The organism is Chitinophaga sp. (assembly GCF_036566945.1).
Classification (GTDB): domain Bacteria; phylum Bacteroidota; class Bacteroidia; order Chitinophagales; family Chitinophagaceae; genus Chitinophaga.
On the sequence record NZ_DATCVJ010000991.1, the window covers coordinates 1 to 17636 of the forward strand.

General features: G+C 45.5%; 13 protein-coding genes and 1 pseudogene. 9 read left to right on the forward strand and 5 right to left on the reverse strand.

Annotated elements, in window-relative coordinates:
• From VIP81_RS29620 to VIP81_RS29635, 4 genes are all read left to right on the forward strand, one after another.
• Window positions 1–1070: alkaline phosphatase family protein (locus VIP81_RS29620; protein ID WP_331970316.1), on the forward strand; the 1070-nt coding region annotated here is incomplete at its 5' end.
• A gap of 5 nt (window positions 1071–1075) precedes the next feature.
• The gene (locus tag VIP81_RS29625) at window positions 1076–1681 is read left to right on the forward strand and encodes a DUF6992 family protein (RefSeq protein ID WP_331970319.1); all 606 of its coding nucleotides are present in this window, start codon (window positions 1076–1078) and stop codon (window positions 1679–1681) included.
• A gap of 691 nt (window positions 1682–2372) precedes the next feature.
• Window positions 2373–3710, forward strand: coding sequence for a Gfo/Idh/MocA family oxidoreductase (locus VIP81_RS29630; RefSeq protein WP_331970322.1), 1338 nt, complete (start codon window positions 2373–2375; stop codon window positions 3708–3710).
• Between the two features lie 297 nt (window positions 3711–4007).
• Entirely contained in the window at window positions 4008–4790 is a 783-nt protein-coding gene (locus tag VIP81_RS29635) for a sulfite exporter TauE/SafE family protein (RefSeq protein WP_331970325.1), read from the forward strand.
• On the opposite strand, the gene VIP81_RS29640 is transcribed toward VIP81_RS29635, so the two are convergent.
• The 3 genes from VIP81_RS29640 to VIP81_RS29650 form a co-directional block, all read right to left on the reverse strand.
• Window positions 4791–5150, reverse strand: a complete 360-nt coding sequence (locus VIP81_RS29640; protein ID WP_331970328.1) for an MmcQ/YjbR family DNA-binding protein — start codon at window positions 5148–5150, stop codon at window positions 4791–4793.
• A gap of 342 nt (window positions 5151–5492) precedes the next feature.
• A complete protein-coding gene (locus tag VIP81_RS29645) occupies window positions 5493–7280 on the reverse strand; it encodes a DUF885 domain-containing protein (protein WP_331970330.1) in 1788 nt (595 codons plus the stop codon).
• 115 nt (window positions 7281–7395) lie between these two features.
• Window positions 7396–8763, reverse strand: coding sequence for a DUF1080 domain-containing protein (locus VIP81_RS29650; RefSeq protein ID WP_331970333.1), 1368 nt, complete (start codon window positions 8761–8763; stop codon window positions 7396–7398).
• A gap of 251 nt (window positions 8764–9014) precedes the next feature.
• Here VIP81_RS29650 and VIP81_RS29655 point away from each other — a divergent pair, with 251 nt between their 5' ends.
• The 5 genes from VIP81_RS29655 (at window position 9015) to scpB (ending at window position 16844) form a co-directional block, all read left to right on the forward strand.
• Window positions 9015–12020 carry a TonB-dependent receptor gene (locus VIP81_RS29655; protein ID WP_331970336.1) on the forward strand — a complete coding sequence of 1002 codons (3006 nt, stop codon included), beginning with the start codon at window positions 9015–9017 and terminating at the stop codon, window positions 12018–12020.
• 26 nt (window positions 12021–12046) lie between these two features.
• Window positions 12047–13666 carry a RagB/SusD family nutrient uptake outer membrane protein gene (locus tag VIP81_RS29660; RefSeq protein ID WP_331970339.1) on the forward strand — a complete coding sequence of 540 codons (1620 nt, stop codon included), beginning with the start codon at window positions 12047–12049 and terminating at the stop codon, window positions 13664–13666.
• 147 nt (window positions 13667–13813) lie between these two features.
• Window positions 13814–14395 (forward strand): DJ-1/PfpI family protein, encoded by a 582-nt coding sequence (locus VIP81_RS29665; protein WP_331970342.1) that lies wholly within the window; start codon window positions 13814–13816, stop codon window positions 14393–14395.
• A 169-nt stretch (window positions 14396–14564) separates the two neighbouring features.
• The gene (atpG, locus tag VIP81_RS29670) at window positions 14565–15449 is read left to right on the forward strand and encodes an ATP synthase F1 subunit gamma (RefSeq protein ID WP_331970345.1); all 885 of its coding nucleotides are present in this window, start codon (window positions 14565–14567) and stop codon (window positions 15447–15449) included.
• A gap of 120 nt (window positions 15450–15569) precedes the next feature.
• A complete protein-coding gene (scpB, locus tag VIP81_RS29675; protein ID WP_331970348.1) occupies window positions 15570–16844 on the forward strand; it encodes an SMC-Scp complex subunit ScpB in 1275 nt (424 codons plus the stop codon).
• Window positions 16845–16929: 85 nt separating this feature from the next.
• On the opposite strand, the gene VIP81_RS29680 is transcribed toward scpB, so the two are convergent.
• Complete coding sequence (locus VIP81_RS29680) at window positions 16930–17130, reverse strand: hypothetical protein (RefSeq protein ID WP_331970351.1); 201 nt, start codon at window positions 17128–17130, stop codon at window positions 16930–16932.
• 17 nt (window positions 17131–17147) lie between these two features.
• Window positions 17148–17636: pseudogene (locus VIP81_RS29685) on the reverse strand (purine-nucleoside phosphorylase); the annotation flags it as partial.

Consider the following 17636-nt stretch of genomic DNA (forward strand, 5'->3'; position numbering starts at 1 on the left):
TTACCTGTTCCCAAATGTGCTGGTGGTATAATATGTACGCCAATGTAGATTATTCTCTCACACCTCGCCCCAACTACCTGTCTGATGGCCGTAAAGTTCCCGACTGCTATACTTCTCCGGCTACCCTGAGAGACTATCTGACAGAACAACTCGGGAAGTTCCCTTTGTTTAATTACTGGGGGCCAACTGCCAATATTAAATCCACTCAATGGATAGCAGATGCATCTATCCTCACGGATAAATTATACAATCCTACACTTACTTTCATCTACCTGCCTCACCTGGATTACTGTTTGCAGAAATTCGGGCAGGACCCGGTACGCAATGCAAAGGAACTGAGTGAAATAGATGCAGTCGTTAAACAGTTAATCACCTACTATCAGCAACAAAATTGTGATCCGATCGTATTGTCTGAATACGGGATCACAAATGTGAATAACCCTATCCACCTGAACAGGATCTTAAGACAAGAAGGTCTTTTGGCCCTGCGCGTGGAAAACGGTCTCGAACTGCTGGATGCCGGTGCTTCAAAAGCCTTTGCTGTGGCCGATCATCAGATGGCACATATCTATATCAACGATCCTTCCTGTTATAAAAAAGTACGTGCTATCCTGGAAAATGTACCAGGAGTACAATTGGTACTGGACAGAGAAGGCAAACGTGAGCATCAGCTGCACCACTCCCGTAGTGGCGATCTGATAGCCGTAGCAGATGCTAACAGCTGGTTTACTTACTACTATTGGATGGATGATGCCAAAGCTCCCGACTTTGCACGCATTGTAGATATCTTCCGTAAGCCTGGGTATGATCCGGTGGAGATGTTCATGAATCCTGCCGATCCGCTCATTAAGCTGAAGGCTGCCGGCAAGCTCCTGAAAAAGAAGCTCGGTTTCCGCTACCTGATGAATGTGATACCACTGGATGCCACCCTGATTAAAGGCTCCCATGGCCGTCTGGAGGAAAATCCTGATTATCACGCCGTGGTCATCAGCCCCAACCCTGTTTCCAAAACCCAATTGCAGGCAACTGACGTATATGAGGTGATATGGAATCAGCTGACAGGTAAATAATTAGCATGCACAAATATGGTGGAACCCTGATAATAGCACTGCTATTGGCTGTAAGGCTGATGGCACAGGATAGTTTGTCCCTGGAAAAATTTAACCGGGAGCGCATACAAACTACCAAAACCGCTATGATCGTACTGGGAGGCTGGTCTGTAGCCAATATTGCTACCGGTCTCATTGCTATGGGACAAACCAGCGGAGAAGCCAAATATTTCCACCAGATGAACGCCATCTGGAACGTGGTGAATCTGGGTATCGCTACCGCTGGTTACCTTGGCAACCGCAAACTCAATCCCGGCAGCTACAACATGCAGGGCAGTATTAAAGAACAAAACAAAATAGAGAAGATTTACCTCATTAATGGCGCACTTGATGTGGCCTACATCCTGGGTGGTGCCTACGCCCGAGAGTACGGAAAAAATCAGACCGGTAAAGAACAGGATCGCTGGAAAGGTTATGGTACTGCTATCATGCTGCAAGGCGGTTTTCTGCTGTTATATGATGCGGTGAACTTCACTATCCATCATCGCCATGGGAAGGCGCTTTATCAAAAATTTGATGCCATGCAGGTGACGTTTGCGCCAGGGCGTATTGCGGCGAACCTGCGTTTTTAATAATGCGCGCGGAGTTTGTCTTTCCCAGGATTATACTGATTATACTGATTATACTGATTTTTATTTTTATGATTTTGGGAGATAAAAACCGGTAAATTCGTTCATATCTTCCAAAATTTGCCTAAATTCCCTATTCTGCCAATGGCTCAAAAACAAAAATTGGAGAATCATCCGAATCAGTATAATCCTGAAAAGGCAATTTCAACATCTTCCAACATCATAAAAAAACAAAATCAGGGAGATCATCCGAATTAGTATCCTGAAAAAGGCAATCGGCACATCTTCCAACATCATAAAAAACCAAAATCAAGGAAATTTATTTTTATGATTTTGGGAGATAAAAACCGATAAATTTGTTTATATCTTCCAATTTTTGCCAAATTTTCTTATTCTTCCAACATCATAAAAGCAACAATCGGAGAATCTTCCGAATCAGTATAATCCTGGGAAAGACAAGCTCCGCATCTTCCAAAATCACAAAAGCAAAAAACCAAAAATCGGGAAAAAACAAGCTCCGCATCTTCCAAAATCATAAAAAATAAAAATCAGTATAATCAGTATAATCCTGAGGAAGACAACCTCCGCTTCGCTCTTCTCCTCTCATTAAAATTTCTACAATTCCGCGAATTAATTTTCTACATTCATGCAACCGATTGCTTTTTCGAAAAACAAGAAAATATATCTGTCCGTTATGAAAAGAAGAGACTTTCTGAAAACCGGTAGCATGGCCGGTTTGGGAGCAGGACTCACCATTCTCAACTTTCCCGTTTTCGGGAAAAATGCACCCAGCAATAAACTGGTGCTGGGAGTAATGGGTGTCAACTCCAGGGGAAACTGGCTGGCACAATGTGTGGCTAAACTGCCTGGCGCCGAAATAGGCTATATCTGTGACGTGGAAGACGGCGCCATTGCGAAGGGCCTCAAAGCCGTTGCCGGCGCGCAGGATAGGAAGCCTACCGTCATTAAAGACATCCGCAAATTACTGGAGCGCAAAGATTTTGATGCGCTGATCGTAGCGGCGCCAGACCACTGGCATGCGCCGGCAGCGATTATGGCTACCGCAGCAGGCAAACATGTATATGTGGAAAAGCCCTGTGCACACAATCCCGGCGAAGGAGAAATACTGTTGGCCGCCGCAAAAAAATACAACCGCCTCGTGCAAATGGGCAACCAGCGCCGTTCCTGGCCTAACCTGCAACAAGCAGTGAAGGAGGTGAAAGAGCAGCAGGTGTTGGGAAAAGTATATTATGGAAGGGGATGGTATGTAAATAACCGTGCACCTATTGGCATCGGCAAAAAGATCCCGGTGCCATCCACACTGGATTGGGACTTATGGCAAGGCCCCGCACCCCGCCGCGATTACCTGGATAATATTGTGCATTACAACTGGCATTGGCGCTGGAACTGGGGTACCTCTGAAACCTGCAACAATGCTACCCACGAACTGGATTGTTTACGCTGGTTTATGGACGTGGAATTCCCTACAAAAGTGACTTCTGCGGGAGGCCGTTACGCCTATCCGAAAGATGATTGGGAAACACCGGATACGCAAACGCTTAACTTCGAATTTGAAGGCGGCAAAGCCATTGCCTGGGAAGGCCGTAGCTGTAGCCCCTTTGAGCTGGAAAGCAGCGGCCGCGGTTTTGCTTTGTTTGGTGAAAATGGAAGTCTCTACAATTCGGGGGGCGACAGCTACAAACTCATCGATCCCAAAGGTAAGGTGATCAAAGAGGTAAAACAGGCGGCTAATCCCAATCAGAGTGTAACCAACACCGTTAGTCCTGCCGGCGAATTCTATGATGCGGTGCACCTCAATAATTTCCTGGAAAGTATTCGTGGTAAAGCCACACTTAATTCTGAAATCAATATCGGTTACAAGAGTACCTTGCTCTGTTTGCTCGGTAATATAGCACAGCGCTCCGGCCGTATTCTTCATACAGATCCTTCCAACGGACATATCCTCAATGATAAAGAGGCGATGAAAATGTGGGAAAGAGAATATGAAAAAGGCTGGACCCCTAAAGCATAAAAAAATGACGGAATTTTGAGCGCTGGTGAAAGAAAGTGAAAAGTTGATTTTTTTAAAAGATGCGATTCCTTTCAATTACCGTATCTCAAAATTCCGTATCTTCACATCGCTGAAAACCCCTTCTCCTATTACGTTTATAGACTAGCAATAAATATAATATCTTGTTATCCCCCATAACTTTTAGTTATTGGTATTATTTGTTTGTGGAATGAGGTTAACCTACTTTTGACGTACCTGTAATTTTTTATAACCAACCACACCAACCACGAAGTTGCGCGTTCCCGGAGGGATGATTGAATGGAGTTTTTACAACAATCTCAATACCTGTCAGTATTACTGATAGGCTTAGTCGTAGGCTATTTATCCGGTTTATTGGGTAAAGGAGGCAGTGCTATCAGCACACCGGCCCTGCAGATATTTGCCGGTGTCAATCCTTTTTTTGCACTGGCATCTCCGTTGCCGGCGTCTATTACCAGTACGTTATCTGCTACGGCAGTGTATCGCAAAGAAAAGTTATTCAATAAGCGGGTGATCCTGCTGGGGGCGGCTTTCGGCGTTCCCGCCACTATTATTGGGTCCTGGCTGAGTAGCTATTTACCCGGCAAGTCGTTGATGATCATGACGGCCCTGTTTATTATGACTACCGGCGTTACCCTGATGTATTCATTTATGCGGAGTAAACCTGCAGAAGAAGTACGGGTGGAAAGTGGAGATGTACCAGCAGGGAAGCTGGTTATAGCGGCGTTGTTCATCGGATTTTTATCGGGACTACTCGCCAATGCAGGAGGTATCTTATTTAGTTCCTTCTTTATTAAGAAATTGAAGATGCCTATCAAACAGGCGCTTGCCTGTGCGGTGGTGTTGTCGGCAGTTTTATCGGTGCCAGGTGCATTAACGCACTGGTGGCTGGGGCATATAGACTGGAATATTGCACTGCTGTTATCGCTCACTGCATTCCCGGCATCTTACCTGGGCGCTAAAACGGCCGTTAAAATGAAAACACCTGCCCTGGAAAAATTATTTGCACTGACCCTTATCGTATTTGGCATATACGATATCTTCTTTACCATTTGGAAATAATCAGGCATGTGCCGCTTTCATCTTATGTATAGCTTCCTGCTCAAATGGTGGCAGGGAGCTAACGATGATCTCGTAGGCATTTTGCAGAAATGTAACCAGCTCCGGCTCCGGCAGCATATCTTCCTGTTTCAATTGTACCCAGTGATACCGCGCCAGATGAGGTGCAGGTACGATTCCCGGCCTTGAAATTAATTGATGAAATTGCGTTTGACTGCATTTAAAAGACACCCGGTGTGGTGGCTCCGTAGAAATCATGCAAAATAATTTTTCGCCTACATAGAAGCGCAGTTCATTGTCCCACTTTTTTTCAGTGATGACAGCCGGGAGCGACCGGCATAAATCGAGGGTATGATCAAACATAACAGCAGGTTTTAAGAATAATATATAAGACCGCCTTTTAGAACGATCAATTTGCCGAATAGTTTACTTGCACAGACTAACATATTAAAATATGACGTATGTGTGGTTTAGGTAATCTAAGCTGTAAATAGTGAATGAAACTGCTCTATAAAAATAGGAAATAAAACGCAATACTGAATGTTAAAAACTGAAAGCCTGTTGGAAGAGAAATTATTTTATCCGGAACCAGCACGCCTTTTACCGGGAGCATAAAGCAAAAAGCATAAAGCAAAAAGCCATTGAAGCGAATACCAGCTTAATATCCGCGTCAATGGCTTTTTGCTTTATGCTTTACACTTTATGCTACTGCAGCGCTGCCCAGCGGGCCATCTTTTGTTCCAGTACGGAAAGCGGTACACAACCATCTTTCAGCAACTCATCATGAAAAGAAGATAAACTGAATTTACTGCCTAATTCGCTGGCATACTTGTTCCGCAGGCTACGGATCTTCAGTTCTCCAATTTTATAGGAAAGCGCCTGCGCCGGGATTGCCATATATCGCTCTATTTCAGCGGTAGCTTCCTGTTCGGATAAAGGCTCGTTGTCCATCATGTATTTGATGGCCTGTTCGCGGCTCCAGCCTTTGGCGTGTAAACCCACATCCACGACTAAACGAATAGCTCGGTGTATTTCGTCGGTCAGCCGTCCAAAGTACATGTAAGGATCTGTATACAGGCCCAGTTCTTTTCCTAAGCTTTCGCAATACAGGGCATAACCTTCGCCATAGGCGCCAATCCAGGAGAAACGCCGGAACTTAGGGAGGGAGTCATTTTCCTGTTGCAGGGAGATCTGGAAATGGTGACCGGGAATGGCTTCATGTAAAAAGAGACATTCCATGCCGGTATAGGAAAACGTGGCCGCATCGAGGATGGGCACATAAAATACGCCGGGGCGGGTACCATCTGCACTTCCCTGCATATACTCTGCAGAAGCGGAGGCGGCACGGTAGGCTTCCGTTTGCCGGATTTCGAATTTTGTTTTAGGGAGATGACCATACATCTTTTTAACGCCAGGCATGATCTTGTCTTCAATCGCTTTGAAAGAATCCAGGATGGCAGCAGGGGTTTTAAAGATGCGTAGTTTTTTGTCGGAGCGCACGGAGGCAAAGAAAGCCGGCAGGTCGCCTTTGAAACCAGTGCTGTTTTTCACCGTTTCCATTTCCCCACGAATACGGGCTACTTCTTTTTCCCCCAAGGCATAAATTTCTTCGGGCTTCAAGTCGGTGGTAGTCCAGCTTTTGATGAGGAATGCGTAGTAGGGTGCACCATCAGGAATCGCTTCAATACCGCTGGTAGTACGGGCTTTAGGCAGGTATTCCTGTTGCATGAAATCGCGCAGTTTGGCGTAGGATGGAAGGATGTATTTTTCAATAGCCGCCGTATAGTCGGTACGCAGACTGGCTTTTACGGCAGCCCCTAATGAATCCGGGATGGTTTTCAGGGGTGAATAATAAACGTTGTTGGCCGTATCTTTCTTCGCCAGGTCTGCTACCTGTGGAATCACCTTCACGACCAGGCTTTTAGGCAATACATATCCGGTGGCTATTCCACGGCGCATATTGGCTATAGCGGTATCTGTCCATATGGCAAATTGTTCCATACGGTGCATAAAATTGTGGTAGTCTTTTTCGGTTTTAAACGGTTGGGCCGAGGAGCCGGAACCCAGTTGGGCCAGCGTGAGCGGTAAACAGGTGAACTGTTGTACCGGCATCAGGTGGTCATGAAACCGGAGTGCTTCGCGGTTTACGTCGAACTCTCGTTGCAGCATGTCGTAGGTAATGCGGTCATTCCCGGAAAGCAAAGCAGTGTCAATCCCTTTAAGTGTTTGCTGATAGCGGGCATAGAAAGAATCGGCCTTTGCGCGGAAACCTTCGCTGATGTCTATGGGCAGCTGATCATTGTATTGGTTCTCACCGTTTTGAGTGGCCTGCAAAGGATTGAGGGCCATGTTTTCGTCATAGTAAGTGGCCGCCAGCTTATGCAGGGAATCCTGCATGGCCGCGGGATTACTATGGCTGCTTTGTTGCTGACATGCGCCTGCAAGCAGGGTTCCCAGCAGGAACAGATAGCCTTTTTGTTGTAACGTATTCATAATAATGGGTTGTGAATTAGGAGTAATTTACCGTTTTCTCCAAAGAAAAAAAGCATTCCGAAGAATCGGAATGCTTATTTAGAACAGTGAACAATGAAAAAAAAGATAAAAAATATTATTTAAGAAGTTTTATACGAATACTTTTGAAAGAAACCTCATTACCATGGTCCTGTAAAAGGATATGCCCCTCGGGCCACAAACCAAAATTCTTCCAGTCTTTATACTTGCTGATCGCCACCAGATCTTTGAAGGCTTGGGACCCTCGCTCATATTCCAGCACTTTGAACCCGTTTAACCAATGCTCTACGTGGTTATTTGGAAACACAATAATACGACCTTTGTTCCATTCTCCAATAGGGTTGATAGCACGTTTTTCCTGTTTTCTTGTCATGAGGTCGTAAAGACTTGCTAACGTGCGGTTTCCGTCGCGTCCTAATTTGGCATCCGGGTGCTTTTCGTCATCCAGTACCTGGTACTCCAGCCCAATGGCCGATTTACCCCCTGTTTCATAGGTTTCGCTCACAAAGTATTTTACGCCACTATTGGCGCCAGGCGTGAGTTTGAAGGTAAATTCCAGTTCAAAAGCGCTGAATTGTTTGTCGGTTACAATGTCACCGCCACTACCTTCTTCGCCGCCATTGGAATGGGCAATGGTCAGTACACCATTCTCCATATGCCAGCCTTTGGTAGGGAAATCTTTTTTGTAAACGCCCCTCCAGCCTTTGCTGGTTTTGCCATCCCATAATAACTGATACCCATTTTTCTTTTCCTGGCCGGAAATAGTGTTATCCACATTGTTGACTACATATATGTTGTCATACGCGGAATACTGGGATGCAGCGGGATTTTCTATCAGGCGGATATTTTTCCAGTAGATATTTTTGTTATCGTCTGCGGCATTTTTACCGATACCATGTACCTGTAATGCGATGAAACCCTTTGGCAGTGCAGTATCTACCAGGTGAGCGGTTGGTACGCCATTTACCCAGGTACGCATTTCATTGCCCCGGCACTCTATACGGTATTTGTTCCAGCCGTCTTTTTTGAAAGCGTTCTGACCTGCCGGGTTCAGTTCCATCGGATACTGCCAGCCCCTGCGGCCTTCTTCATATATGCCACCGCTCCATTTACGGTCGGAAGGATCTATTTCCATCTGATAACCGAATACACGGCCATTCTGATAATCGGATCTGCTTTGACTGCGGAACTGTATACCGGAGTTAAACTCTTTTCCCAACTTGAATTCCAGCTCCAGGATAAAGTCGCCATACTCCTTGTCCGTAGCCAGAAAGGAGTTCGGTGTGTTTAATACGGTGGTGCCCACAATTTCACCTTCCTCAACATGGTATTTTGCTTCACCTCCCAGCTGTTTCCAGCCCTTCAGATCTTTACCGTTGAAAAGCTGCTGCCACTGGGCTTTCTGGGCAAAAAGGCTACCATACATGCACAGCAGGGAGCCACATAAAAGGATCGTCTTTTTCATAACTTAAACGGAATAAGATGTCCAAAATAATCAATGAAATTCATTTTTACAACCGATTGCAAAAGATTTTATTTTTTAACTGCGTGATAATCCGGCCACTGGGGCTTTTGCAGAAACCGGGAATAAAATAATAACTGCAAACGATTGCAGAAATCTAAAATTATCTTATTTTGGCCGCCACGAAGAACCTGAAGAGACGGCCAAAAATCTGACTTAGTACCCTTTATTCCACAATCACATTAAACAACGTTATGAAAAAGTTTTTTTCACGTCTGGTCTGTATGGTAGCCTGTTTGCTATTCCATCAACTTATCATGGCCCAGGATAATACTATTACGGTAGAAGGCAATGTATTAGATGCCCGGAAAGTTCCGCTCCCGGGAGTAACAGTATCCATTAAAGGAAAAAGCTCCGGTACACAAACCGACGCAAAAGGGCATTACCGCCTGTTAATTAAGGATCCTGCCAATACGGTGCTGGTATTCTCTTTCATTGGATTTACACCTCATGAAGAACCCTATAAAGGCAATAAAGTGATGTCGATAGTGCTGGAGGAAGACCGCAAAAAATTAGAGGAAATTGTAGTAGTAGGTTATGGTTCCCAAAAGAAGAAAGACGTAACCGGCTCCATTTCCTCTGTAGGTACAAAAGCAATACAGGATGTACCGGTTACCAACCCCCAGCAGGCATTACAGGGCCGCGCCCCCGGTGTGGAAGTACTGAACAACAGTAGCAAACCCGGAGATGAACCACAGGTGCGTATCCGTGGTACGCGCTCCCTCTCCGCCGGCAACGATCCGCTGTATGTGGTAGACGGGATTCCTTACGCCGGTAGTCTCAGCGATATCGGTACGGGTGTAATACAATCGATGGATATTTTGAAAGATGCCTCCGCAACGGCCATCTATGGCTCCAGGGGCGCCAATGGCGTAGTGCTGATTACCACGCAGAAAGGAAAAGTAGGCAAACCAGTGATTTCTTATAGCGGCTCCTATGGTTATGTACAGCAATTGGGCGAAACGGATATGATGGACGCCACGAAGTTTATTGAAATGCGCAGGGAAGCCAACCGCACTATCGGCAAGTACGATGATAGCAATCCTGAAGCTTCCGATAAGGCCATTTTTAATGGAACGGAACTGGCGAATATTAAAAAAGGCACCAACGTAGATTGGCAGAAGCTCCTGATCTCTCCCGGTTATCAAACCAATCACGCCATCTCTGTAGCTGGCGGTACAGAAAAAACAAAGTACACCGTAGGACTGGGATACTTTAAAGACCAGGGCGTTTTGAAGCTGCAGAACTACGAACGCTATAATTTCAACCTGGGAATAGACCAGCAGATCGGCAACCGCGTAAGAGTAGGCGCCTCCCTGTTAGGTGCCTATAGCTTACGCAATGGTGAAACCTACAACGGGATCGATAATGCATTAAAAATGCTGCCTATCGCTGCACCTTACGATGATAAAGGCAATCTCATTATCCTACCTACAGGAGATAGTCAGCAACCCAATCCTTTGCTGGATTATGTGAATGATAACCGGGTGGAACTTATGAAGCGTTTCCGCATCTTTACAAGTCTGTATGCAGAAGTCGAAATTATTGATGGCCTGAAATATCGCCTGAACGTAGGTCCGGATATTCAAAACTATAACTATGGCCTTTTTCAGGGTAAAAACAATACCAATCTGCTGATTGGTGGTGGTGATGCAACAGCTTCCAAAGGCAATGCTTCCACGGTGGCTTATACCATTGAAAACGTGCTCACCTACAATAAAGTAATTAAAAAACATACCCTCGGTGCCACGGCATTGTATAGTGTACAAAGACAAACAGCCGATATCTCTACTACCAACGTAAGAGGTATTCCGGTGGAAACACAACAGTATTTTAACCTTGGACAAGCACTCAATGTAACAGGTGTTACCAGTAGTCTTAGCACCTGGACGATCCTCTCCTACATGGGCCGTATCAACTATGGTTACGATGATCGTTACCTCCTGACGCTGACCATGCGTACAGATGGATCTTCCCGTTTTGCACCCGGTCAGAAATGGGGCTATTTCCCGTCTGTAGCCGCAGCATGGAATATCATCAATGAAGCGCCGTTGAAAAACCAGAAAGTACTGGACAACCTGAAATTACGTGCCAGCTACGGCCGCATTGGTAACACCGGTATTAATCCGTATGCCACACAAGGATCACTTACCAGAATTCCTTATTCCTATGGCAATAAAGGGGCGCTGGGTTTTGTACCGGGCGAATTACGTAATCCTAACCTTACCTGGGAAACAACAACTTCTGCAGATATAGGTGTCGACTTCGGCTTTTTAAATGGTCGTATCACCGGTGTGGTTGAATGGTATAACCAGAAAACAACAGATCTGCTGATGCCGCATTTACTGCCTTACAGTAATGGCTTTAACCAGGTGTTGGAAAACCTCGGTACTTCCAGAAACCGTGGTTGGGAAGTAAGCGTGGGCGCCACCATTATTGATAATCCTAACGGATTCAGCTGGAAAATGGATGCCAACTTTTTCACCAACCGCTCAAAGATCCTGTCTATCGGCAATGGCAGAACAGCAGATGTGGGCAATGGCTGGTTTGTAGGGCAGCCTACCTATGTGTATTATGATTACAAGAAAACAGGTATCTGGCAGACTGATGAAGCCAAAACGGCTGGAAAATATGGGGTGAAACCCGGTGAAATCAAGCTGGAAGATGTGAATCAGGACAGCGTGATTGATGCAAAAGATCGCCAGGTATTAGGTTCTCCTCAGCCTAAATGGTCTGCAGGTACCACCCAACGTTTTTCTTATAAAGGCTTTGAACTGTCTATCGTTGCTTTTGCCCGCATAGGTAGTATGATCAAGAGTGATTTCTATCAGAATTACAACACGCTTTTTGGACGTTATAATAACCTGAATATCGATTATAACACGCCGTCTAATCCTACCAATGATTTCCCGAGGCCCAATGCCAACCAGGAAAGACCCAGCAATTACCAGTCGCTCAGTTATTTCGATGGTTCTTTCTTCAAAATCAGGAACATCACACTGACTTATGCCTTGCCTGATGCTATGGTGAAGCGTATGCAGATGCAGGATCTCCGGTTTAGTGTGGGCGTAAAACAACCATTGATCTTAGCCCCTTACCGCCAAACATGGAAAGGTGTAGATCCGGAAGATGTGAATACCATTGGTATTGATGCACCGGCTACCTGGATGCTGCAATTTGGCATAAATGCAAGGTTCTAATCATCAAATCTTTAAAAGAAAACGTTATGAGATATATAGTTTCCATGATATTGCTGCTGGCTATTGCCGCAACATCCTGTAATAAGATGCTGGATGAAAAGGTGGTCACCAATGTGACAGATTCGTTTTACAATACCAAAAGTGGTTTCCAGACCGCGGTTACTGGATCATATGTAGCCATGAGGGCTTTTTACAGCACAGAACGCGGTATGACGCTGACGGAAACCGGAACCGACATTTATACCAATGGGTCGGACGGGGATTTTAAATTTACCAGTCAGTATACTTCCCAGCTGGATTCCCGCTACGTACACACAAGAGACTTATGGAACAGTTTTTATCAGACCATCAATACCTGTAATGTGGTGGTGGACAGAGCCGACAAGATTCCTGATCTGGATGATGCGGTCAAAAAAGCCGGTGTGGCAGAAGCCCTTTTTTGCCGGGCACACTATCATTTTGTACTGATGGAAATGTTTGGCGCCATACCCTTACGGTTACACGAAAATACGCAGATCCTGACAGAGGCACACCGGGACAGTGTTTCCGCGGTATACGAGTCTGTTATCAACGATTTGCTGGCAGCAGAAGCGGTGTTGCCGGTTTCCCAGAGTGATTGGGGACGCGCTACCAAACCGGCTGCAGAACACTTGCTGGCCAGGGTATATCTTACCCGTGCTTCTTCGCCGCAGGCAAAGTCAACAGACTATGCCAATGCTGCCAAATACGCCGACATGGTCATCAAAAACTATAATTTTAAATTGCTGGAAGATCCGGGACAGGTGTGGGCGCAGGGGAAAGAAAATAATACAGAAACCGTTTTTGCGGCGCAGTATACTACCGATGCCTTGTATGGTTATGCAGATAACAATGCCTGTCGTTTTTTCCTGATGCAATATGATGTGTTAGGCGGCATGAAACGTGATCTGCCTAATGGTACGCCATGGAAGCGTTTCAGACCTACAAAATTCCTGCTCGATACCTTGTATAAAGATCGTACACATGATGTACGTTATGAAAAATTCTTTACCACCACCTGGTATGCGAACATAGCGAATGATAGTATGCACGTGGGAGATACATCCATTTATCTTCCTGGTCATGAGGCGACTGCTGCGGAAATACAACTTGCCGCCAAAAGATATATGCTGGTATCGCCGTCGAAGTACACGGAGAAACTCTATCCTTCCCTGAATAAATTTGCGGATGCGCTGCGCCCGGATAATCAGGCTTCCGGTGTAAGACCATTTATTGCCTTCCGCCTGGCAGAAGATTACCTCATTGAAGCGGAGGCCCTGCTGATGCAGGGTAATAAGCAGGGGGCTGCGGATCTTGTTAGTGTGATACGTATGAGGGCTGCCCGTACCGGCGCTACTCCGGAAGAAACACAGGCTAACAAAGAGGCCATGAAAGCATCTGCTGCAGACATGACCATTGATTATATTCTCGATGAAAGAGGTCGGGAACTGGTGGGTGAACAATTACGTTGGTTTGACCTGGTTCGTACCAACAAATTGCTGGAAAGAGTAAGGCTGCATAATGAACAGGCACGGGCAAATATTTTGCCTAAGCATATGTTGCGTCCTATTCCACAAGATCAGATCGACCGGTCTTCTACGCCATTTGCGCAGAATCCTGGATATTAACAATAGCTGTTAGCCATTAGCTTTTAGCATTTAGCAATGCAGCGGAGATCATCATTGGTGATCTCCGCTGCATTTTTTCTAATGGCTAATGGCTAAAAGCTAACAGCTAAAAAACCTTATCTTTAGACATAAACAACTTTTTATCATATGGCCCAGAAGAAGATATTATTACTGACCGGAGATTATGCGGAAGACTATGAAACCATGGTTCCTTTCCAGATGTTGCAGATGATAGGTCATGAGGTACATGCGGTATGCCCCGATAAGGCGGCCGGCGATAAAATCAAAACAGCGATTCATGATTTTGAGGGTGACCAGACCTATAGCGAAAAACCGGGTCATGGTTTTGTACTCAATGCCACGTTTAATGATATTGCCGGCGCCGATTATGATGCCCTGGTAATAGCAGGAGGCCGTGCACCGGAATACCTTCGGTTAAATAAGAATGTGCTGGAGCTGGTAAAACACTTCTTTGTGGAAGATAAACCGGTTGCAGCTGTTTGTCATGGTATCCAGATCCTGACCGCTGCCGATGTGGTGAGGGGCAAAAAATTAACGGCTTATCCGGCAGTGGCGCCTGAAGTGACGGCATCGGGTGGCACCTATGTTTCCGTAAATGTTTACGAGGCAGTAGTAGATGGTAAGTTGGTGACGGCACCCGCCTGGCCGGCTCATCCACAGTGGATCGCTGCCTTTTTACAGATACTGGGAACCAGCATTACACTGTAATATTTTAATAATTATAAAATATTAATTATCAATGTATTAAAGAAAGTTTAAATTATCTTTCTACGGATTTTCAAATTAAACTGTCATTGCTTACCTTTGCAGCCAAATTCAGGAGCCTATCCCTGCTTTTGGCTATTGATAATTCGTAATTTGTAATTGATTTTTATATATGTCCGGACAGCTTAAAGAAGTTCGTAACCGAATCAAATCTATTCAATCTGGTCAGCAGATCACGAAAGCCATGAAAATGGTGAGTGCTGCGAAATTAAGACGTGCACAGGATGCTATCATGCTGATGCGCCCTTATGCAGTTAAGCTCCAGGAAATGTTGCAGAATATTGTTTCCAACAGCGAAGGCAATATCGACACGCCACTGGCAGCACAGCGCGCCGTTGAAAAAGTACTGATTGTGGTAATTACTTCAGACAGAGGTTTGTGCGGCGCCTTCAACTCCAACCTGATCAAGGCAGCTAAACGCGTTATCCGCGAAAAGTATGCGGAACAGTTTGAGCAGGGCAATGTAGAAATTCTGCCGATCGGCAAAAAAGGATACGATCACTTTGTACAGAACGGTTATAAAGTAAATGATAAGTTCTGGCAGATCTTTGGTAGCCTGACTTTTGATCACGTGAAAGAAGCAGCTGCTGTAGCCCTGACGGGTTTCACAAACGGCACCTATGATGCAGTTGAAATCGTGTACAGCGAATTCAAAAATGCAGCTACCCAGGTATTTGTGACAGAACAGTTCCTGCCAATTGCAAAAGTAGAAAACCAGGAAAATAGCGGTCTGAAAGCAGATTTCATTTTCGAACCTGAAAAAGATACCCTGATCCAAGAACTGATGCCTAAGATCCTGAACACACAGTTCTTCAAAGCCATCCTGGACTCTCATGCTTCCGAGCATGGCGCCCGTATGACTGCAATGGATAAGGCAACAGAAAACGCCAGCGAAATGCTGCGTTCCCTGAAAATTTCTTACAACCGTGCACGTCAGGCAGCCATTACTACTGAGCTGACGGAAATCGTAAGCGGTGCTGCAGCGTTAGGAAGTTAAGTACTGTAAGGCAATTTTTAGCACTAAGTCAACAACTGAATTAATATTTTCAGATTAGGGTCAAAGACTGTATTTTCGGTCTTTGACCTTTTTTGTAACATCCACACCTCCTGTTAACGTATGGAAATATCACAGATCATCCCGCACGTGGAAGCATTAATTTTTGCGGCCGACAGGCCGTTGCCTTTGCTGGAAATAGTGGATCTGCTCAATAATGCATTGGCTTTTCTGGAAGACCGTACTAACCTGGATCAGGTAGAAGCGGCTATGGAAGCCATCAGAGAGAAATACAGCTCTGAATTTTATGCATTTGAAGTACGCAGCAGTGGCGGCGGCTATCAATTCCTTACCAAAAAAGAATATTACCAGACAGTAGCTCAGCTAAATGGTGACAAATTCCTGAAACGCTTATCAACAGCCGCCCTGGAAACATTGGCCATCATTGCTTACCGTCAGCCTATTTCCAAAGGAGAAATAGAATATATCCGTGGCGTCAGCACCGACTATTCTATCCAAAAGCTCCTGGAAAAGGAACTAATCGTTATTACCGGCCGTAGTGAAGATCAGCCCGGTAAACCCTTGCTGTACGCTGTTTCCCGTTCCTTTATGGATTATTTCGGTATCAGCTCCGTAGCAGATCTGCCTAAACTGAAGGAACTGTTTGATGAAGAAATGGTACAACCTACCCTCATCAGCGACGAAACAGCCACCCTGGGACGAGGTGAACACAGCACCCATACCGCTGAAACAGCTCATACCCTGATGGTGTCTGAAGATGGAGAACTGCTGGACCCCGATCATAAACTCGATGACCTCGCCGCCACCAACCTTTTAACGCCTGAGGAAGAACAACCTGCATCAGAAGATGAAGAAGTGGAACCCGATGATGAAATTGTTCGCTTTGACGATATCATTGAAGAAGTAAATGCAGAATTGAATAACGAAGAAGAAGATACTGCCGGGATTGAAAATAATATCATCGAAACAGAAGATCCTGCTGATATAACAGAAGACACTGTTTCAGATGAAAACGAAGGCACAGGAGACGAAGATCCGGATGGTATCATGGAAGATAGCATCTCCCGAAAAGAAACGGAAGAAATAGCAGCAAAAGAACAAGAGGAGGAAGATCAAGAGGAGGAAGAACCAGCAGACGACAGCAATGATGAACCGGATCGCATGATGGAATTAATCATGGGAGAAAAATTGCTGGAGGTAGAAGGGCCCGGTATTACAGATGATGAGGAAGACGAGGAAGAAGAAGAGGCAGAAGGGGATGAGGATGACGAAGAAGAAGAAGAAGAAGAAGAAGAAGAAGAAGATGATGATGATGAGGATGAGGATGAGGATGAGGAGGACGACGAGAGCACGGATCCCGGTGATAGAAGAAAATAGGCCTCGCCCCAATTTAATGGCAACAGCTTTATATAACACAGCGGCTGCACTTCAAACGAAGTGCAGCCGCTGTGTTTTAAGTCCCTTATATTTTCTTTTCAGACAGGACTTTGTTAACCGCTATCATCCAATCCTGCCAGGCCGCCGGATCGGCAGAAGTTCCATCAGCAAGAAGTTGAAAGCCACCCAGGAATCCTGCAAGATCTGCTGACTTCGTACGCTCGTACAAAGCATCTAAAAAAATGCACATGGCCGTATAGGCTTGCTGGTTAGTTAACTGGTCCATCTGTTCAAGGGTTATAGTTATAATGCTGCCACCACGTGGGCAAAAAGACTGCTCAATAATTTGTCTGCCTTCCCCGCTACAGCAATAATTTCTTCTATGGAAACGGGGTGCAGGTTTTCAGGATCACACTCATCTGTGACTACAGAAACGGCTGCACAGGGGAGTTGCAGCTGGTTGGCTACAATAACTTCCGGCACAGTGCTCATGCCTACCAGGTCGGCGCCTATCATGCGGAGAAAACGGTATTCTGCTCTCGTTTCCAGGTTAGGCCCCATCACAGATACATATACGCCTGTTTTTAAAGTGGCGCCCAATGCGGCGGCGCTGTCTTGTATTTGCTGGCCCAGTTGCTTATCATAAGGACAACTCATATCCGGGAAGCGGGGGCCGTATGCGGGCGAATTAAGGCCCCTTAGCGGATTTTCCGGCTGCATGTTAATATGATCATCCAACAAGATAAGATCTCCCTTTTTAAAGGCCGGATTCATGCCTCCTGAAGCATTGCT

Coding starts and splice junctions, on each gene's coding strand:
- VIP81_RS29640 (WP_331970328.1), bottom strand. CDS start 5,150: ATGTTTGATCATACCCTCGATTTATGCCGGTCGCTCCCGGCTGTCATC.
- VIP81_RS29630 (WP_331970322.1), top strand. CDS start 2,373: ATGAAAAGAAGAGACTTTCTGAAAACCGGTAGCATGGCCGGTTTGGGA.
- VIP81_RS29645 (WP_331970330.1), bottom strand. CDS start 7,280: ATGAATACGTTACAACAAAAAGGCTATCTGTTCCTGCTGGGAACCCTG.
- scpB (WP_331970348.1), top strand. CDS start 15,570: ATGGAAATATCACAGATCATCCCGCACGTGGAAGCATTAATTTTTGCG.
- atpG (WP_331970345.1), top strand. CDS start 14,565: ATGTCCGGACAGCTTAAAGAAGTTCGTAACCGAATCAAATCTATTCAA.
- VIP81_RS29635 (WP_331970325.1), top strand. CDS start 4,008: ATGGAGTTTTTACAACAATCTCAATACCTGTCAGTATTACTGATAGGC.
- VIP81_RS29660 (WP_331970339.1), top strand. CDS start 12,047: ATGAGATATATAGTTTCCATGATATTGCTGCTGGCTATTGCCGCAACA.
- VIP81_RS29650 (WP_331970333.1), bottom strand. CDS start 8,763: ATGAAAAAGACGATCCTTTTATGTGGCTCCCTGCTGTGCATGTATGGT.
- VIP81_RS29665 (WP_331970342.1), top strand. CDS start 13,814: ATGGCCCAGAAGAAGATATTATTACTGACCGGAGATTATGCGGAAGAC.
- VIP81_RS29680 (WP_331970351.1), bottom strand. CDS start 17,130: ATGGACCAGTTAACTAACCAGCAAGCCTATACGGCCATGTGCATTTTT.
- VIP81_RS29625 (WP_331970319.1), top strand. CDS start 1,076: ATGCACAAATATGGTGGAACCCTGATAATAGCACTGCTATTGGCTGTA.
- VIP81_RS29655 (WP_331970336.1), top strand. CDS start 9,015: ATGAAAAAGTTTTTTTCACGTCTGGTCTGTATGGTAGCCTGTTTGCTA.